The sequence below is a fragment of the Mycobacterium neumannii genome (assembly GCF_002245615.1).
Classification (GTDB): Bacteria; Actinomycetota; Actinomycetes; order Mycobacteriales; family Mycobacteriaceae; genus Mycobacterium; species Mycobacterium neumannii_A.
In genome coordinates this window covers 324,619-341,509 of sequence record NZ_NKCO01000002.1, presented here as the reverse complement: position 1 = coordinate 341,509, position 16,891 = coordinate 324,619, and the positions used below count along the sequence as shown (strand labels likewise).

17 protein-coding genes are annotated in these 16,891 nt (G+C 68.2%); 9 read left to right on the top strand and 8 right to left on the bottom strand.

Annotation, left to right across the window (positions count from 1 at the left end):
- Nucleotides 1–5: 5 nt before the first annotated feature.
- Nucleotides 6–1,262, bottom strand: a complete 1,257-nt coding sequence (locus CEX88_RS04275; RefSeq protein ID WP_094292507.1) for a glutamate-5-semialdehyde dehydrogenase — start codon at nt 1,260–1,262, stop codon at nt 6–8.
- 74 nt (nt 1,263–1,336) lie between these two features.
- Here CEX88_RS04275 and CEX88_RS04270 point away from each other — a divergent pair, with 74 nt between their 5' ends.
- From CEX88_RS04270 to CEX88_RS04250, 5 genes are all read left to right on the top strand, one after another.
- Nucleotides 1,337–2,227 carry a ribokinase gene (locus CEX88_RS04270; RefSeq protein ID WP_202931362.1) on the top strand — a complete coding sequence of 297 codons (891 nt, stop codon included), beginning with the start codon at nt 1,337–1,339 and terminating at the stop codon, nt 2,225–2,227.
- Nucleotides 2,224–3,060: an enoyl-CoA hydratase/isomerase family protein gene (locus CEX88_RS04265; RefSeq protein WP_066841651.1), complete on the top strand. Its 837-nt coding sequence runs from the start codon at nt 2,224–2,226 to the stop codon at nt 3,058–3,060. Before CEX88_RS04270 ends, CEX88_RS04265 begins: the two co-directional genes overlap by 4 nt.
- A gap of 95 nt (nt 3,061–3,155) precedes the next feature.
- The gene (locus CEX88_RS04260) at nt 3,156–3,485 is read left to right on the top strand and encodes an ArsR/SmtB family transcription factor (protein ID WP_094292505.1); all 330 of its coding nucleotides are present in this window, start codon (nt 3,156–3,158) and stop codon (nt 3,483–3,485) included.
- Nucleotides 3,485–4,096: a cation efflux transmembrane domain-containing protein gene (locus CEX88_RS04255; RefSeq protein ID WP_094292504.1), complete on the top strand. Its 612-nt coding sequence runs from the start codon at nt 3,485–3,487 to the stop codon at nt 4,094–4,096. The genes CEX88_RS04260 and CEX88_RS04255 overlap by 1 nt, the downstream gene beginning before the upstream one ends.
- 20 nt (nt 4,097–4,116) lie before the next feature.
- A complete protein-coding gene (locus CEX88_RS04250; protein WP_094292568.1) occupies nt 4,117–4,719 on the top strand; it encodes a methyltransferase family protein in 603 nt (200 codons plus the stop codon).
- A gap of 125 nt (nt 4,720–4,844) precedes the next feature.
- On the opposite strand, the gene CEX88_RS04245 is transcribed toward CEX88_RS04250, so the two are convergent.
- Nucleotides 4,845–6,899, bottom strand: a complete 2,055-nt coding sequence (locus tag CEX88_RS04245; RefSeq protein ID WP_094292503.1) for an NAD(+) synthase — start codon at nt 6,897–6,899, stop codon at nt 4,845–4,847.
- 43 nt (nt 6,900–6,942) lie between these two features.
- Between CEX88_RS04245 and CEX88_RS04240 the strand changes: the two genes are divergently transcribed.
- The 4 genes from CEX88_RS04240 (at nt 6,943) to CEX88_RS04225 (ending at nt 9,798) form a co-directional block, all read left to right on the top strand.
- Entirely contained in the window at nt 6,943–7,482 is a 540-nt protein-coding gene (locus tag CEX88_RS04240; RefSeq protein WP_064396824.1) for a cysteine hydrolase family protein, read from the top strand.
- A 176-nt stretch (nt 7,483–7,658) separates the two neighbouring features.
- Nucleotides 7,659–8,159, top strand: a complete 501-nt coding sequence (locus CEX88_RS04235; RefSeq protein ID WP_145987693.1) for a copper chaperone PCu(A)C domain-containing protein — start codon at nt 7,659–7,661, stop codon at nt 8,157–8,159.
- 119 nt (nt 8,160–8,278) lie between these two features.
- Nucleotides 8,279–9,130 (top strand): NAD-dependent protein deacetylase, encoded by an 852-nt coding sequence (locus CEX88_RS04230; RefSeq protein ID WP_094292501.1) that lies wholly within the window; start codon nt 8,279–8,281, stop codon nt 9,128–9,130.
- Nucleotides 9,127–9,798 carry a hypothetical protein gene (locus CEX88_RS04225; protein ID WP_094292500.1) on the top strand — a complete coding sequence of 224 codons (672 nt, stop codon included), beginning with the start codon at nt 9,127–9,129 and terminating at the stop codon, nt 9,796–9,798. The genes CEX88_RS04230 and CEX88_RS04225 overlap by 4 nt, the downstream gene beginning before the upstream one ends.
- 9 nt (nt 9,799–9,807) lie before the next feature.
- Here CEX88_RS04225 and proB read toward each other — a convergent pair whose 3' ends face one another.
- The 6 genes from proB to ndk form a co-directional block, all read right to left on the bottom strand.
- The gene (proB, locus tag CEX88_RS04220; protein WP_094292499.1) at nt 9,808–10,932 is read right to left on the bottom strand and encodes a glutamate 5-kinase; all 1,125 of its coding nucleotides are present in this window, start codon (nt 10,930–10,932) and stop codon (nt 9,808–9,810) included.
- Nucleotides 10,929–12,374 carry a GTPase ObgE gene (gene obgE, locus CEX88_RS04215; RefSeq protein ID WP_094292498.1) on the bottom strand — a complete coding sequence of 482 codons (1,446 nt, stop codon included), beginning with the start codon at nt 12,372–12,374 and terminating at the stop codon, nt 10,929–10,931. Before obgE ends, proB begins: the two co-directional genes overlap by 4 nt.
- 82 nt (nt 12,375–12,456) lie before the next feature.
- A complete protein-coding gene (gene rpmA, locus CEX88_RS04210) occupies nt 12,457–12,723 on the bottom strand; it encodes a 50S ribosomal protein L27 (protein ID WP_064396842.1) in 267 nt (88 codons plus the stop codon).
- Between the two features lie 46 nt (nt 12,724–12,769).
- Nucleotides 12,770–13,093, bottom strand: coding sequence for a 50S ribosomal protein L21 (gene rplU, locus CEX88_RS04205; protein ID WP_066841644.1), 324 nt, complete (start codon nt 13,091–13,093; stop codon nt 12,770–12,772).
- A gap of 180 nt (nt 13,094–13,273) precedes the next feature.
- Nucleotides 13,274–16,144, bottom strand: coding sequence for a ribonuclease E (gene rne / locus CEX88_RS04200; RefSeq protein ID WP_094292497.1), 2,871 nt, complete (start codon nt 16,142–16,144; stop codon nt 13,274–13,276).
- 306 nt (nt 16,145–16,450) lie between these two features.
- Complete coding sequence (ndk, locus tag CEX88_RS04195; protein ID WP_068201233.1) at nt 16,451–16,858, bottom strand: nucleoside-diphosphate kinase; 408 nt, start codon at nt 16,856–16,858, stop codon at nt 16,451–16,453.
- Between the last annotated feature and the right edge of the window lie 33 nt (nt 16,859–16,891).

Genomic DNA, 16,891 nt, shown 5'->3' with positions numbered 1-16,891 from the left:
CCTGTTCAGGCGGGGCGAGTGTGACCGTCGCCCCACACAATCCATTTGGTCGAGGTCAGTTCGGGCAGACCCATGGGTCCGCGGGCGTGCAGCTTCTGGGTGGAGATGCCGATCTCGGCGCCGAACCCGAACTGCTCGCCATCGGTGAACGCCGTCGACGCGTTCACCATCACCGCGGCGGCATCGACGCGTTCGGTGAAGCGTTGCGCGGCAGCCAGATCGGTGGCGACGATGGCTTCGGTGTGTCCGGTGCCGTATTCGTTGATGTGGGCGATCGCGGCATCGACACCGTCGACCACCGCCACCGCGATGTCCATCGACAAGAACTCGGCGCGCAACTCGTCGTCCGACGGATCGTCGTGCACCGTCACACCGGCGTGTCGCAGCGCCTCGGTCAGCCGCGGCAACGCACGGTCGACGATGGCGGTGTCAATCAGAACCGACTCGGCGGCGTTGCAGACGCTGGGTCGACGGGTCTTGGCGTTGAGCAGGATTCGTTCGGCGACGTCGAGGTCGGCCGATTCATGCACGTACACATGGCAATTGCCGACACCGGTTTCGATCGTCGGCACGGTCGCGTCACGGACGACGGCGTCGATGAGACCCGCGCCGCCGCGGGGGATGACGACGTCGACGAGCCCGCGGGCCTGGATCAGATGCGTCACGCTCGCGCGGTCGGCGCTGGGCAGCAACTGCACGGCGTCTACCTCGAGCAGTTCGGTGGCCAGTGCGGCCCGCAGCGCGTTGACCAGTGCGGCGTTGGAGTTGGCCGCCGAAGAGCTACCGCGCAGCAGCACCGCGTTGCTGGATTTGAGTGTCAACCCGAACGCGTCGACCGTCACGTTGGGCCGGCCTTCGTAGACGATTCCGACGACGCCGAGCGGCACGCGCACCTGGCGCAGCCGCAGGCCGTTGGGCAGCGTGCGGCCCTGCAACACCTCACCGAGCGGATCGGGCAACCGAGACACCTGACGCAACCCGTCGGCGATGCCGTCGACCCGTTTCGGGTTCAGCGCGAGCCGATCGAGCATTGCCTCGGGGGTGCCTGCGGCACGGGCGACGTCGAGGTCGCGCTCGTTGGCCTCGAGGATCTGACCCGCCGACATCAGCAGGTGGTCGGCGGCGGTGTTCAGCGCACGGTTCTTGGTTTCCGAACTCAGGGTGGCCAGCGCGCGCGCCGCCAGGCGAGCCCGGCGGGCGCCGTCGTGCACCTGCTGGCGCAGATCGGCGCCGACAGCGCCGACGGGTGCCTCCACACTCATTTATCCAGGGTATCGAACGAGGTTCGGACGTTCGACACGTGTCAGGCGGGGGCCCTGCATTAGCGTTGGGAGCCATGGCGCCGCGGGACTGCAGCCGGGTATGCGTGGTCGGCAGTGTCAACGCTGATCTGACTTTCACCGTGCGCACCCTGCCCCGCCCGGGCCAGACCGTGCTGGCGTCGGGTCTGTCGATGGCTTCGGGCGGCAAGGGCGGCAACCAAGCGGTCGCCGCGGCCAGGGCAGGCGCGACGGTGCGACTGGTCGCCGCGCTCGGAGACGACGGGTCGGCGGAGATGTTGCGCCACCACCTGGCCGCCAACGGCGTCGCACTCGACGGCGTCGTCACGGTGCCGGGACAGAGCGGGTCGGCCGTGATCACCGTGGACTCGTCGGCGGAGAACACGATCGTGGTCGCCCAGGGTGCCAACGGGGCGCTGAGCGTGGACTCCGCCGAGGTCCGCGCCGCCATCTCCGACAGCGACGTCGTGTTGCTGCAGCTGGAGATCCCGATCGCGACCGCGCTCGCCGCCGCGCAGGTGGCGTCCTCCGCAGGCGCGGCCGTCATCGTCAACGCCTCGCCGGCCGGGGCCCCGCCGCACGAGCTGCTCGCCTTGTCCGAGCTGGCCGATGTGGTCGTGGTCAACGAAACCGAAGCGGGCGCGTGGCACTGGCCGGTCCCCCACCTCGTGATCACCCGCGGGGCGCGCGGCGCGAGCTACCTCGGCGACGGCGAACGCTTCAGCGTTCCTTCTCCCGCGCTGCGCGCGGTCGACACCACCGGTGCGGGTGACGTGTTCGCCGGTGTGCTCGCCACGCACTGGCTCGACGGCCACGAAGTCGCGCTGCGCCGAGCCTGCGCCGCGGCGGCCCTGTCGACACTCGTACCGGGGGCGGGTGACTGCGCGCCCTATGCCGAAGCCATCGACGACGCTGTGTCCAACAGAGCAACAGAAAGGCAGTTATGACGACCACCCAGCCGAGCACCACCGACGCCCCCCGGCCTCCCGACGGCGACTGGCTCGGCACCCCGTTCCTGAAGTTCACCCGCGAGGGTGCGTTCGGGGTGTGCCGGCTCGACCGGCCGGAGGCGCGCAACGCGATGACCCCCGCGATGTACTTCGGCATCAAGTACGCCGTCAAGCATGTCGAGAGCGACCCTGATCTCGCCGGATTGCTGATCACGGGCACCGGCGACGTCTTCGCACCCGGCGGGGACATGGGTGGGGGCGGTGCCGACAACTGGATGACGTTCGGGCCTGCGCTGGGGATGGACGCGTTGCCGTTCGACACGCTGCGCCAGTCCGCCAAACCCGTCGTCGCCGCGGTGAACGGGTTGTGCCAGGGCGGTGGGCTGCAGATCGCGCTGTGCGCCGACATCGCCGTGGTCAGCGAGCGGGCCACATTCCGGGTGCCCGAGTTGTACCGCGGGATCGCCGACACGTACTACAGCCACATGTTGGCCCGACTGATCGGGCCCGTGCGCACCCGCGACCTGATGTTCACCGGGCGCACGTTGACCGCCGCCGAGGCACACGACTGGGGCATGGTGGCGCGCGTGGTGCCCCACGATGAGCTGGCCGAGGCGGCTCGCGAGGTCCTCGCCCAGTGCTGTCGCACCGCGCCCGCGGCTCGAACCGTCGTCAAGTCCAGCCTGGACAACTACATCGGCCTCTACGACCGCATCGGTATGCAGGCCAGCCTGGGCGCGCCCGAGTCCATCGAGGGCTTCATGGCCTTCAAGGAGCGTCGGTCGCCCAACTGGGTGCACCCGAACCTGCGCATCGACGGCCGCCTCTAGGGCCCGCGATTTGGGTGTAGTTGGTGTCGCTGACCGCAACCAACTACACCGAAATCGCAAGGAGATAGTTCAGCCCGTGATGTACTGTTTGCGGCATGCAGACGGTCACTCGCAGCGATGCGCTGTCGCGGTTCGGTTGCGCCCTGTCGGATCCGACCCGCGCCGAGATTCTGCTGATCCTGCGCGACGGGCCCGGATATCCGTCGGAGCTGGCCAACAGGATCGGCGTCTCCCGCCAGATCCTGTCCAACCACCTGGCGTGCCTGCGGGGCTGCGGTCTGGTGACCGCGCAGCCCGAGGGCCGGCGCAACCGCTACGAACTCGCCGATGAGCGCATCGCACACGCGCTCGACGACCTGGTCGGTCTGGTGCTCGAGGTCGATCCGGCCTGCTGCCCCGCCGCCGCCGACGACGCCTGCTGCTGATGGCCACACCGAGCGAAACCCGGCGTACGGTCCTGGCGCGCCGGATCCGCTGGTTGGTGGCGGCCACGATCACCTACAACGTCATCGAGGCGATCATCGCGCTGGCCGAGGGCGCACGGGTGTCGTCGTCGGCCCTGGTCGGGTTCGGCCTGGATTCGGTCGTCGAGGTCTCCTCCGCAGCGGCCGTCGCATGGCAGTTCTCTGCACCCGATCCCGAAACGCGGGAGAAGACTGCGCTGCGATTCATCGCGTTCTCGTTCTTCGCACTCGCCGCGTACGTCGCCGCCGACGCGGTGCTGACGCTGACCGGCCGAGGTGAGGCCGCACCCTCCGTAATCGGCATCGTGCTGGCCGCACTGAGCCTGGTGATCATGCCGGTGCTGTCGTTGGCGCAGCGACGGGCCGGTCGCGAATTCGGGTCGACGTCGGCGGTCGCCGATTCCAAACAGACCCTGCTGTGCGCCTACCTGTCGGCGATCGTGTTGGCGGGCCTGGTTCTCAACGGCTTGTTCGGCTGGTCGTGGGCCGACCCCGTCGCCGCGCTCGGGGTCGCGGTGATCGCGGTCCGCGAAGGGGTCGAGGCGTGGCGCGGGGACCCGTGCTGCGGGTGAGCGTCGAGAAAGGGGTGAGCATGCCGATCGTCGCCATCGCGCTGTTCGTGGTGTTCGCCTTGCTCGGGTTCGGTTGGCGCAGTTGGCAACAGAAACGCCGCACCGGGTCGACCGGTTTTCGTGGTATCAGCGGCCGGCCGTTGTCGCTCGAATGGTTCGCCGGCGTGGGGTTCGTCGTTTCGATGGGTGCCGCGGTGTTCGCGCCGATCCTGCAACTGGCCGACGTCGTCGCTCCGCTGGCGCCGCTGGATCGGACGTGGGTGAACATCGCCGGCATCGCGATCGCGGTGGCGGGCATCGCCGCAACGCTCTACGCGCAGGTCGACATGGGCGACTCGTGGCGCATCGGGGTCGACGCCAGTGAGAAGACGACGTTGGTGCGTCGCGGCGTGTTCGGATGGGTGCGCAATCCGATCTTCACCGCGATGATGGTCTTCGGCTTCGGAATCGCCCTGATCACACCGAATCCCGTCGCGGTGATCGGGTTCGTACTGCTGATCGCGACGATCCAGACACAGGTCCGTGTCGTCGAAGAACCGTACCTGCTCACCGTGCACGGCGACGACTACCGCGACTACCTCGCAACCGTCGGTCGATTCCTTCCCGGCGTGGGACACCGGTAGCGGGGGTGGCCGACCGGGCGGGTCTTCGGCCGTTAGCGTGGGGCCATGGCACGCAATCAGACGAACAGCAAGCAGGAAGCGGGCAGGCGCTGGATGCCGCTGAGCAGCTGAGGCGCCAACCGAAGTCACTCCTCAGGGATTTCGCGCTCGATCTCGTCGAGCCAGGTGCGTGCGGACATGTCCGAAGGTGCCCGCCAGTCGCCCCGCGGCGAGAGCGATCCGCCGTGCGACACCTTGGGTCCATTCGGCACGGCCGACCGCTTGAACTGGGCGAACGAGTAGTAGCGCTGGGCGAACACCTGCAGCCAGTGCCGGATCTCCTTGAGCGAGTACGACGGCCGCTTCGACTCGGGGTATCCGGTCGGCCACTCGCCGCGCTGCGGATCGCTCCATGCGTGCCAGGCCAGAAACGCGACCTTTGAGGGCCGGAACCCGAAACGCAGCACCTGGAACAGCGAAAAGTCCTGCAGCACATATGGTCCGACCTTGGACTCGCTGCTCTGGATCTCCTCGTCCTCCCCCGCGGGCACCAGCTCGGGCGAGATCTCGGTGTCGAGAACCGACTGCAACACCTCGTTGACCTTGTCGTCGAACTCCTTGGACGAAATCACCCAGCGAATCAGGTGCTGGATCAACGTCTTCGGAACACCGCCGTTGACGTTGTAGTGCGACATCTGGTCGCCCACGCCGTACGTCGACCACCCCAGCGCGAGCTCCGACAGGTCGCCGGTGCCCAACACGATGCCTCCGCGCTGGTTGGCCAGGCGGAACAGGTAATCGGTGCGCAGTCCGGCCTGCACGTTCTCGAACGTGACGTCGTAGACCTTCTCCCCCCGGCCGAACGGGTGGTCGATGTTGGTGAGCATCAACTCCGCTGTGGAGCTGATGTCGATTTCGGTGAACGTCACCCCCAGCGCCTCGGCCAACCGCTCGGCGTTGCCCTTGGTCCGCTCACCGGTCGCGAACCCGGGCATGGTGAACGCCAAAATGTCGCTGCGCGGGCGCTGTTCGCGATCCATCGCCCGGGCGGCGACGATCAAAGCATGCGTCGAGTCCAGACCTCCGGACACACCGAGCACGATCTTGGGGAAATCCAGCGCGCGTAGGCGCTGTTCGAGCCCGGCCACCTGGATGCTGTAGGCCTCATAGCAATCCTGTTCCAGCCGTTCGGGATCCGACGGCACGAACGGGAAACGCTCGATGTGGCGGAGCAACCCGACGTCGCCGGTCGGCGGATCGAGCTGGAACTCCACCCGCCGGTAGGTGTCCGTCGATGCCGCGTGGTGCCTGCGGTTGTCGTCGAAGGTGCCCATCCGGATGCGTTCGGATCGCAGCAACTCCAGATCGACGTCGGCGACGGATCGGCGTTCACCCTTCGGGAAGCGCTCGGACTGCGCGAGGCATTCGCCGTTCTCCCAAATCATCGTTTGCCCGTCCCAGGCCAGGTCGGTCGTCGACTCGCCCTCTCCCGCCGCGGCGTACACATAGGCGGCCAGGCAGCGCGCCGACGCCGAGCGGGCCAGCAGGCAGCGGTCTTCGGAGCGTCCGATCGTTATCGGGCTTCCGGACAGGTTCGCCAGCACCGTCGCGCCGGCCAGCGCCGCCGACGCGCTCGGCGGGATCGGCACGAACATGTCCTCGCAGATCTCGACGTGCAACACGAAACCGGGGACGTCGGTCGCGGTGAACAACAAGTCGGGCCCGAACGGCACGTCGGCCCACTCGCCTCCGCGGCCCATTCGGATTGCGCCGCGCACGTCGTCGCCGGGGGCCATCTGCCTGCGCTCGTAGAACTCGCGATACGTCGGCAGGTAGGACTTGGGCGCCACGCCGAGCACGCGGCCGCGGTGGATCACGATGGCCGTGTTGTAGATCCTGTGCCGATAGCGCAGCGGAGCGCCGATCACCAGGACCGGCATCAGGTCGGCGGAGGCGACGACGATGTCGAGCACCGCGTCCTCGACCGCATCCAGCAGGGCGTCCTGCATCACGATGTCCTCGATGGAATATCCCGACAGCGTCAGCTCCGGGAAGACCGCGAGCGCGACGTTGTCGTCGTGGCAGGCACGCGCCATCCGCAGCACCGACTCGGCATTGGCCCGCGGATCGGCGAGCGTCGTGTGGTGCGTGCATGCTGCGACGCGGACGAAGCCGTGCCGGTACGCCGAGTAGAAATCCATGCCTCATTGTTGCCCGAAAACGGAACGGGGTATGCAAGTCCCCATGAGTGACACCGCAGTGCTGGTCATCGACATGATGAACACCTACCGCCATCCCGACGCCGAGAAGCTGATCCCACACGTCGCCGAGATCATCGATCCCCTTGCGGCGCTCGTGGCCGAGGCCCGTGACCGCGACGATGTCGACCTCATCTACGTCAACGACAACTACGGCGATTTCACCGCGGAGTTCAGCGACATCGTGCAGTCGGCGCTGCAGGGTGAGCGCCCGGACCTGGTCGAGCCGATCGTCCCGCAGAAGGGCTGCCGCCTGATGACGAAGGTGCGTCACAGCGCCTTCTACGCCACGGCGCTGGCATACCTGCTGGGGCAGTTGAAACCTGAGCGGGTCATCCTCACCGGCCAGGTCACCGAGCAATGCATCCTCTACACCGCGCTGGACGCCTATGTCCGGCACTTCCCCGTCGTCGTGCCACCGGACGCCGTAGCCCACATCGACCCCGAGCTCAGCGACGCGGCACTGACCATGATGAAAAGCAATATGAGCGCCGAAATCACGCCAGCGGCAAAGTGTTTGCAGTGATCAGTCGGACGCGAGGTCATGCTCGAAGCCGCGCGCCGATGTGTCGGTCCTGACGCCGGTCGGCTCGCGGGCGGTGTTGACCCAGCCCGACCACGCCGCACGCCCGCGGCACCGACGCAAACCGGGTATCGGTCGACGTTTGGCGCCGCGGGCAGCGGGTAGGCCCCGCTTCGGTGATGAAAGTCAAACGGTCCAAGCCCGCTCCCCTTACGACGGCCATGCTCGTGACGTTCCTGCTGGCCGGCTGCGGCAGCTTCACCACTGGCGAATCCAGCAATCGTGGGTCCGGTTCGCAGACGCCGGAGACCACCGTCGAGAACGCTTTCGTCGTACCGCGCTACTTACCCGGATCGTGCGAGATCCAGGTCGGCGACACCGCACAGTTGCGGTTCACCATCACCAACAATCGACCGGCGGACACCGAACGGCTGGAGGCGATCACGACGACGGCCGCCGAGACCACCCGCATCGACCCGAGCCCTCCGATCGAGATCCACGCGGGCACCGCGCTTGCCACCGGTCAACCAGTCGAACCGCGCCGGCCGCTCACCGTCACCCTTGACGGCATCACCCAAACCGTTCGGCCCGCCTCCAACGTCGACGTGACCTTCCGTTTTCAGAAGTTCGGCGAGCTGACCATGCCCGTCCCCGTCGAAGCCTGCCCGACCCAGCGATGAGCAACGGCAGGCACGATCGCACTGCACTAAGGGGTTGATCGCACGCACCCGCTGCGTGCAATCAACCCGTTAGCACGCGGTGAGGCCGAAGCGCTGCCGAACTGACTACCCTCGACCAGGTGGACGCACCCGAACTCGTCGCCCTGCTGCGCGACCGGCGGATCGCGGTGCTCACCGGCGCGGGGATGTCCACCGACTCGGGAATCCCCGACTACCGTGGCCCGGACTCGCCGCCGAGCAACCCCATGACGATCCGCAAGTTCACCTCCGACCCCGTGTTCCGGCAGCGGTACTGGGCGCGCAACCACCTCGGGTGGCGTCACATGGATGCCACGCTGCCCAACGCCGGCCATCGGGCCCTCGCCGCGCTCGAGGCCGCGGGTGCGGTGTCGGCGCTGATCACCCAGAACGTCGACCTGCTGCACAGCAAGGCGGGCAGCCACAACGTCGTCAACCTCCACGGCACCTACGCGCAGGTGATCTGCCTCGACTGTGCGCACACGATGAGCCGCGCCGCCCTGGCCGATCTGCTGGAGGCGGCCAATCCGGGCTTCGCCCAGCGGGTCGCCGAGTCGGTGGGCGGCATCGCGGTCGCCCCGGACGCCGATGCCGTCGTCGGCGACACCACGTCGTTCTGCGTCGTCGACTGCCCGCATTGCGGCGGGATGCTCAAACCCGACATCGTCTACTTCGGCGAGAGCGTCCCGAAAGAGCGGGTGGCTCAAGCCTATTCGATGGTCGATGCGTCCGATGTCCTACTGGTCGCGGGGTCGTCGCTGACGGTGTACTCGGGTTACCGGTTCGTGCGCCACGCCGCGGCGGCGGGTATGCCGATCGCGATCATCAACCGCGGACCCACCCGCGGCGATGCGCTGGCGACGGTCAAGATCGACAACGGGTGCTCGCCCATGCTGGCGTTGTTGGCCGACGAGCTGCCCGCCTTCGCGACGTCGACGGGAATGACGGCGTGACCCAGACCTCCGAGGACGCCTCGTGGCTCCGTGAGCTGATCGACCGGCATCGCCCTGATCCCGGGCCGGTCACCGGCCGATGGGCACTGGGCATCGGCGACGTGATCGCCGAGCACTCGCTCACACCCGACAAACTCCGGCGGCTGGTGCGCAAGCTCAACCACTTCGGCGGCGTGGCCATCAGCGAGGACGCGGTCGAATTCGACGGGGACACCGTGGAATGGGCGGAGGTCGAAGAGGTCCGCACCCGCAGCCTGATCGAGTACCTGTTCACCGGCGGAGTGGACAAGCAGATCGATAAGCTGCCGCTGCCGTGGTTTCCGTTCCGGCACAAGGTGCTCGGAGTGGTCTCGCGCGCTGCGCTGACGCTTCTGCTGGCCGCGGCCAAGCAGCAACTCGAAGGCGGAGCGCTGGAGATCCGGATCCCGGCGGAGGTGCGCTACGACGGCCTGTTGCGCACCCGCGAGCTCACACCGGGAATGCTGGCGGCGGTGATCCTCGCAGATCCGGTGGTCCGCGAATGCTTCGAGGCGACCGCGAAGGCCAACGGCGTGACGGTGCAACCGGCCGACGACGACGTGATGGAAAGCGCCGACGAGCGCGCCGACCAGATCAAGGCGATGCTCGAGGGAATCTCGGCGCGCATCCGATCGCTGGGCGATCACTAGCGCACCGGCTTAGACGGCCACCAGGTCGTCGGCGTGTACGGCGGGCCGGCGCAGCTCCGGAGACAGATCCGACGTCGACCGGCCCAGCATCGTGGCCAACTCACCGCGGTCGTAGGCGACGACGCCGCGCGCGACCATCGTCCCGTCCTGCGCCCGCAACTCGACGACGTCGCCGCCGTAGAAGCGCCCCGACACCGCGGTGATACCGGCGGGCAGCAGCGAGCGCCGCTGTGTGACCACCGCGCGCACCGCACCGTCGTCGAGCGTCAGCGCGCCCGCGGCCTCGGCGGCGTAGCGCACCCAGAACCGGCGCGCCGACATCCGTTCGGGCCGCGGCGCGAACACCGTTCCGACGGACGCGTCGGACAACGCGGTCGCCGCATCCGAGGCCGCGGCCAACAACACCGGCACCCCGGCGTCGGCGGCCAGTAACGCCGACGACAGCTTCGACGCCATCCCTCCGGTGCCCAGTTGGCTGCCTCTGCCGGCCACCACGCCGTCGAGGTCCTCCGGCTGCGCCACTTCGGCGATGAAGCGCGCGTTACCCCTTCGCGGATCCGAATCGTAGAGCCCGTCGATGTCGGACAGCAGAATCAGCGCGTCGGCGCCGACCAGATGCGCGACCAGCGCCGAGAGTCGGTCGTTGTCGCCGAACCGGATCTCGTTGGTGGCCACGGTGTCGTTCTCGTTGACGATCGCCACCGCGTGCAGCGCTCGCAAACGGTCGAGCGTGCGCTGGGCGTTGGTGTGCTGGACTCGCATCGAGATGTCGTGCGCGGTCAGCAGGACCTGTCCGACGGTGCGCTCATAACGCGCGAAGGCCGCGCTCCACGCGTTGACCAGAGCCACCTGGCCGACGCTGGCGGCGGCCTGTTTGGTGGCCAGGTCGGCGGGCCGTCTCGACAGCCGCAGCGGTTCGATGCCCGCCGCGATGGCCCCCGACGACACGATCACCACATCCGAGCCTGCCCGCATCCGGTTCTCGATGGCCTCGACCAGCACCGCGAGCCTACTGGCGTCAAACACTCCGGTCGGCGTGGTCAGCGCGGTGGTGCCGATCTTGACGACGACGCTGCGCGCGGTGCGCACCGCCGCCCGGTGCGCCGACTCGTCGGGGCGCGCGGAGGCGGTCATGACTCGCCGCCGGGGCGCCGCCGTTCCCGCCGCGCGGCCTTACGCTCGGCGGCCCCGACGCGATCGGTCTGCTCGAGCCGCTGATCCGTGCCGCGGCCCGACATCGGCACGTCGACGCCGGCGGGTGTCTGCGGCTCCCAATCGAAGGTGACCTCACCGATGGTCACCGCGCATCCGGGTCGCGCGCCCAGCTTCAACAGCTCATCCTCGACACCCAGGCGGGCCAGCCGGTCACCGAGGTAGCCGACGGCCTCGTCGTTGTCGAAATCGGTTTGGGCGACCCACCGTTCGGGCCGGACACCATGCACGACGAAGCCGCCGTGCCCATCCGGCTCGACGGTGAAACCGCTCTCGTCCACGGGGACGGGACGGATGACGGGTCGGCGCGGCACGACCGGCGGTTGCGCTTCGCGGTACGCCGACACCATCTCCCACAACGCGAAGGTCAGCTGCCGCAACCCTTCCCGGGTCACGGTGGACACCTCGAACACCGGCCAGCCGTAGCGGCGCACGATCTCCTCGCGCACGAATTCGGCCAGCTCGCGGGCATCGGGCACGTCAATCTTGTTCAGCACCACCGCACGCGGACGCTCGGCGAGGTCGCCCAGCGTCGAATCGCCTTGCAGTGTCGGCGTGTACGCGGCGAGCTCGGCCTCCAGCGCGTCGATATCGGAGACCGGGTCGCGGCCAGGCTCCATCGTCGCGCAGTCGACCACATGCACCAGCACCGCGCAACGTTCGATGTGCCGCAGGAAGTCCAGTCCCAGCCCGCGCCCCTGCGAGGCGCCGGGGATGAGACCGGGCACGTCGGCGACGGTGAAGGTGTTGCCGCCTGCGGACACCACGCCGAGGTTGGGCGCCAGCGTCGTGAACGGATAGTCGGCGATCTTCGGTTTGGCCGCCGAGATCACCGACACCAGGGAGGACTTGCCTGCGGAGGGGAAGCCGACGAGCCCGACGTCGGCGACGGTCTTGAGCTCCAGCGTCAGGTCGCGGACCTGACCCTTCTCCCCCAGCAGCGCGAAGCCGGGAGCCTTACGTGCGCGCGATGCCAGCGCGGCATTGCCCAGGCCGCCGCGGCCACCGGCGGCCGCTTCGAAGCGGGTGCCGGCGCCCACGAGGTCGGCGAGCAGCCGGCCGTCCTCGTCGAGCACCACCGTGCCGTCAGGAACCTTCACCTCGAGGTCGGCGCCCGCGGCCCCGTCCCGGTTGCCGCCTGCGCCCTGCTTGCCGGACGGTGCGACGACGTGCGGATGGAAGTGGAAGTCGAGCAGCGTGCGCACTTGGGGGTCGACGACCAGGATCACGCTGCCCCCGCGACCGCCGTTGCCGCCGTCGGGACCGCCGAGCGGTTTGAACTTCTCGCGGTGGACCGAGGCGCAGCCGTTGCCGCCGTTGCCGGCTCGCGCGTGGATCACGACGCGGTCGACGAAGCGAGGCATCGGTCTTCCTTTCCGTGACGAGTGTGAGCTACTGCCAGCTTCAGCCGGGAAGTCGCAGCAGCATCACATTCGCGGCAGGAAGTCAGGCCTCCTGCGGTGCCGGTCGAACGACGCTGACGATCTTGCGGCCGCGCTTTGAACCGAATTCGACGGCGCCGGGAGCGGTGGCGAACAGGGTGTCGTCACCTCCGCGGCCGACGTTGGTGCCGGGATGGAAATGTGTACCCCGCTGCCGCACCAGGATTTCGCCGGCCTTGACGATCTGGCCGCCGAACCGCTTGACGCCGAGCCGCTGTGCGGCGGAGTCGCGACCGTTCCGCGAGCTGGAAGCGCCCTTTTTGTGTGCCATGTCTGTGGTTCCCCTCAGTGCTTTCTGTCCGTCGCCTGACGGCTCATCACTTGATGCCGGTGACCTTGAGGACGGTCAGCTGCTGGCGGTGTCCCTGCCGCTTGTGGTAGCCGGTCTTGTTCTTGAACTTGTGGATGCGGATCTTCGGGCCCTTGGTGTGCTCGAGGATCTCACCCGTGACCGCGACCTTCTCCAGCGACTTCGCGTCGGAGGTCACCTTCGACCCGTCGACGACGAGGGCCACGGGCAAGGAGACGCTGGCGCCGGGCTCGGAGTCGAGCTTCTCGACCTTCACCACATCGCCGACGGCAACCTTGTACTGCTTACCGCCGGTCTTGACTATTGCGTACGTGACCTTCTCGGCTGCCATCGTCTTACTACTCCTACGTCGTTCACTGGGCGCGCGCGACTTGCCGCTGCGCTGGTCTGGGTTTGCGACTGCCGCCGACTCGCATGGTCCAGCCTGGCGACAACTGCTCAAGGCTACTTGAGCCGCCGCATGAGGGTCAAATCACCGCAGGTCACGGCTCGTCGGCCCCGGGCCACCAGATCAGCGCTCGTTGGTTGGCGGGCCCGCAGGCCGGGCGGCCGCGCGACGCCGGTGCCGCCCTCGCGAGACAGCCGCAGATGCGGCCCCCCTGGTGTCGTAGTCGCCGGAGTCCTCGTCCTCGTCCGAATCCTCGTCGTCGGTGTCCTCGTCGTCGTCCTCATCAGAGTCGTCGTCGGAGTCGTCGGCGCCGATGACCTCGATGTCGTCGTCGATATCGTCTTCGTCGTCATCGGAGTCCAGGTCGATCTCGTCCTCGTCCTCGTCGGAATCGTCGTCGGACTCGTCGTCCTCGTCGTCCTCATCGGAGTCGGTCTCGTCGAAGTCCTCATCCTCAAGGTCCTCGATATCGTCCTCGCCCGACTCGATCACCGCGGTGCGGATGGCTTCGGAATCGGTCTCGGCGACCTCCTCGGGCTTCTGATCGCGGCGCTCATCGTCGGTGGTGTCTTCGTCAGCGGCATCGTCGTCTGCGTCATGGCGACCGTTGGCCGCCGCCATCGCCTTGAACATCGGGTGCTCGCCCGCGGGATGCGGCGGGACCTTGGCCACGGCGACGTCGTCGGACTTGGCGCCGCGTTTTCCGCGCTTGCCGCGCCGACCGCCGGCGTCGGACTTGCGTCCGCTGCTCGACGTCGAGTCGACCGGGTCGCCGTGCAGCACGATTCCGCGCCCGCTGCAGTGTGTGCACGGGGTCGAGAACGCCTCCACCAGACCGGTGCCGAGCCGCTTGCGCGTCAACTGGACTAGACCCAGCGACGTCACCTCGGAGACCTGATGGCGGGTCCGGTCCCGGGCCAGCGCCTCGGTCAGCCGCCGCAGCACCAGGTCGCGGTTGTTCTCGAGCACCATGTCGATGAAGTCGATCACCACGATGCCGCCGATGTCGCGCAGCCTCAGCTGGCGCACGATCTCCTCGGCCGCTTCGAGGTTGTTGCGGGTGACGGTCTGCTCGAGGTTGCCGCCCGACCCGGTGAACTTGCCGGTGTTGACGTCGATGACGGTCATGGCCTCGGTGCGGTCGATGACGAGCGTGCCGCCCGAGGGCAGCCACACCTTGCGGTCCATCGCCTTGGTCAACTGCTCGTCGATGCGGTGCACCGCGAACACGTCGGGGCCGTCGGCGGAAGCGGGCTCGTATTTCGTCAGTCGCGGAAGAAGTTCGGGCGCAACCGAATTCACATAGTCGTTGATGGTCTTCCACGCATCGTCGCCGGAGACCGTCAGGCCCGTGAAGTCTTCGTTGAACAGGTCGCGGATCACCTTGACCAGCACATCGGGCTCTTCGTAGAGCGCGACGGCCGCACCGGCCTTCTTGGCGGTGATGTCGGCGGCCTTGGCCTCGATCTCGGACCAGCGCTTGGCGAGGCGTTCGACGTCGTTGCGGATGTCCTCTTCTTTGACGCCCTCGGACGCGGTGCGGATGATCACCCCGGCGTCTGGCGGCACCACCTCACGCAGGATCTCCTTGAGACGCTGGCGTTCCGTGTCGGGCAGTTTGCGGCTGATGCCGGTCGACGAGGCGCCGGGCACGTAGACCAGGTACCGACCCGCCAACGACACCTGCGTCGTCAACCGGGCGCCCTTGTGGCCGACGGGGTCCTTGCTGACCTGGACGACGACGTAGTCGCCCGGCTTGAGCGCCTGTTCGATCTTGCGGGCGGCGCCGCCGAGTCCGGCGGCTTCCCAGTTGACCTCGCCGGCGTAGAGGACACCGTTGCGCCCGCGGCCGATGTCGACGAACGCCGCCTCCATCGAGGGCAGCACGTTCTGCACGATGCCGAGGTAGATGTTGCCGACCAGGGAGGCCGACGCCGCCGAGGTCACGAAGTGCTCGACGACGACGCCGTCCTCGAGCACGGCGATCTGCGTGTAGCGGGCGCCCTCGTGCGGAGGTTCGGTGCGGACCTTGTCGCGCACGACCATCATCCGTTCGACGGCCTCGCGCCTGGCCAGGAATTCGGCCTCGCTCAGGATGGGCGGGCGGCGCCTGCCTGCGTCTCGGCCGTCGCGCCTGCGTTGCCGTTTGGCCTCCAGCCGGGTCGATCCGCTGATGCCCTGGATCTCGCCGTCGCCGCTGCCGGACTTGTCGTTTCTGGTCGACTTCCGCGGCTCGCGCTCGTGCACGACCGTGTTGGGTGGATCGTCGGGCGAGGTCGCGTCGCTGTCGTCCGCCGACCCCGATTTGCGACGACGGCGGCGACGGCGACGGCGGGTGGCGCCATCGGTGCCGGTGTTCTCGTCGTCGCCGTTGTCCTCGTCGGAGTCGTCCGAGTCGTCGCTGTCGGAGTCCGAACCCTGAGAACCGCCCTGATCGGCGTCCCCGTCGCCGTCGGCGTCGTCGCCGTTCTGCTCACCGCGACCGCGGCCCCGTCCGCGCCGACCGCGGCGGCGACGGCGACCGGAGGGCCGCTCGGACTGGTCGTCCTCGCTGTCCTGGCCGTCGTCATCGTCGTCGGTGTCGTCGTCATCGTCGTCGGCGTCGGCGTCGTATTCGAAGCGGACGGGCTGCGGCGCGACGAACAGCGGCATGTATTCAGCGCGCTGCGGCGCCTCTTCGGCGGGGGTCTCCAGAATCGTCCGGGACTCCGGCTCGTCTCCGTTGCTCGGTTCGGCGGCAGCCGCCGGTTCGGGCGTCTGCGGCGCGTCGGCAGCGTCAGCGAGCGCTTCGCGCACGCGTTGAGCCTCGTCCTCCCCGAGGGCGGATTCGGCGGTGCGAGGGCGGCCGTCCAGCGCGGTCAGCGCCTCGAGAACCCGCTCGCTGGTGGTGCCCAGCACCTGGGCCAGCGAATCGACTCTCAACGACTCCGGCTGAGAGTCCTGTGCTTCTCGCGTGTCTTCAGATAGGTCTTCGGTGGGGGCATCTTCGGCCACGTAGTCTCCTTAAGCCCCCGGGCGCGTCGTGTTTGACGCGGCCACGCGAGGGCTTCCGCTATGGACCCGGGTGACTTCGCCCGAGCTTGTTGTGGTCTCGCTCCGAGCGGCCCACTGGGGGACCATCCCGGTGCCGGTCTGAATGATGGCTGGACGGTCGGCGCCGCATCACGCGTGGCGATGGTCGCGCACGTCTAAGTCTTCATTCGGGTGTCCGGTCCCCGTTGGCGGCCGGTCACCCGAGTCGAGTATCCCACATCACGACGCCCCGCCCGACCAGGCTGGGCGAGACAGGTCGCGAAACCCCTACTTGCCGGTGAACCAGAGATCGATCTCGCGCGCGGCGGACTCCGGGGAATCCGAGCCGTGAACGAGGTTGTCCTGGGTGATCAGGGCCAGGTCACCGCGGATGGTGCCCGGTGCCGCCTTCTCCACGGGGTCGGTTCCGCCTGCGATCTGGCGGAACGCCGCGATGGCGCGTGGACCCTCGACGACCGCCGCCACGACCGGGCCCGATGTGATGAACGCGAGCAGCGAATCAAAGAACGGCTTGCCCTCGTGCTCGGCGTAATGCCTGCGGGCCAGCTCGTCGCTGACGGTCACCAGCTTCAGCTCGGCGATCGCCAGCCCTTTGCGTTCGATCCGGGAAAGAATGTCACCGACAAGACGCCGCTTGACGCCGTCGGGCTTGACCAACACGAGGGTCCGTTCAATCGGCTCAGTCACGGCCGACAGAATAGCCGCCGA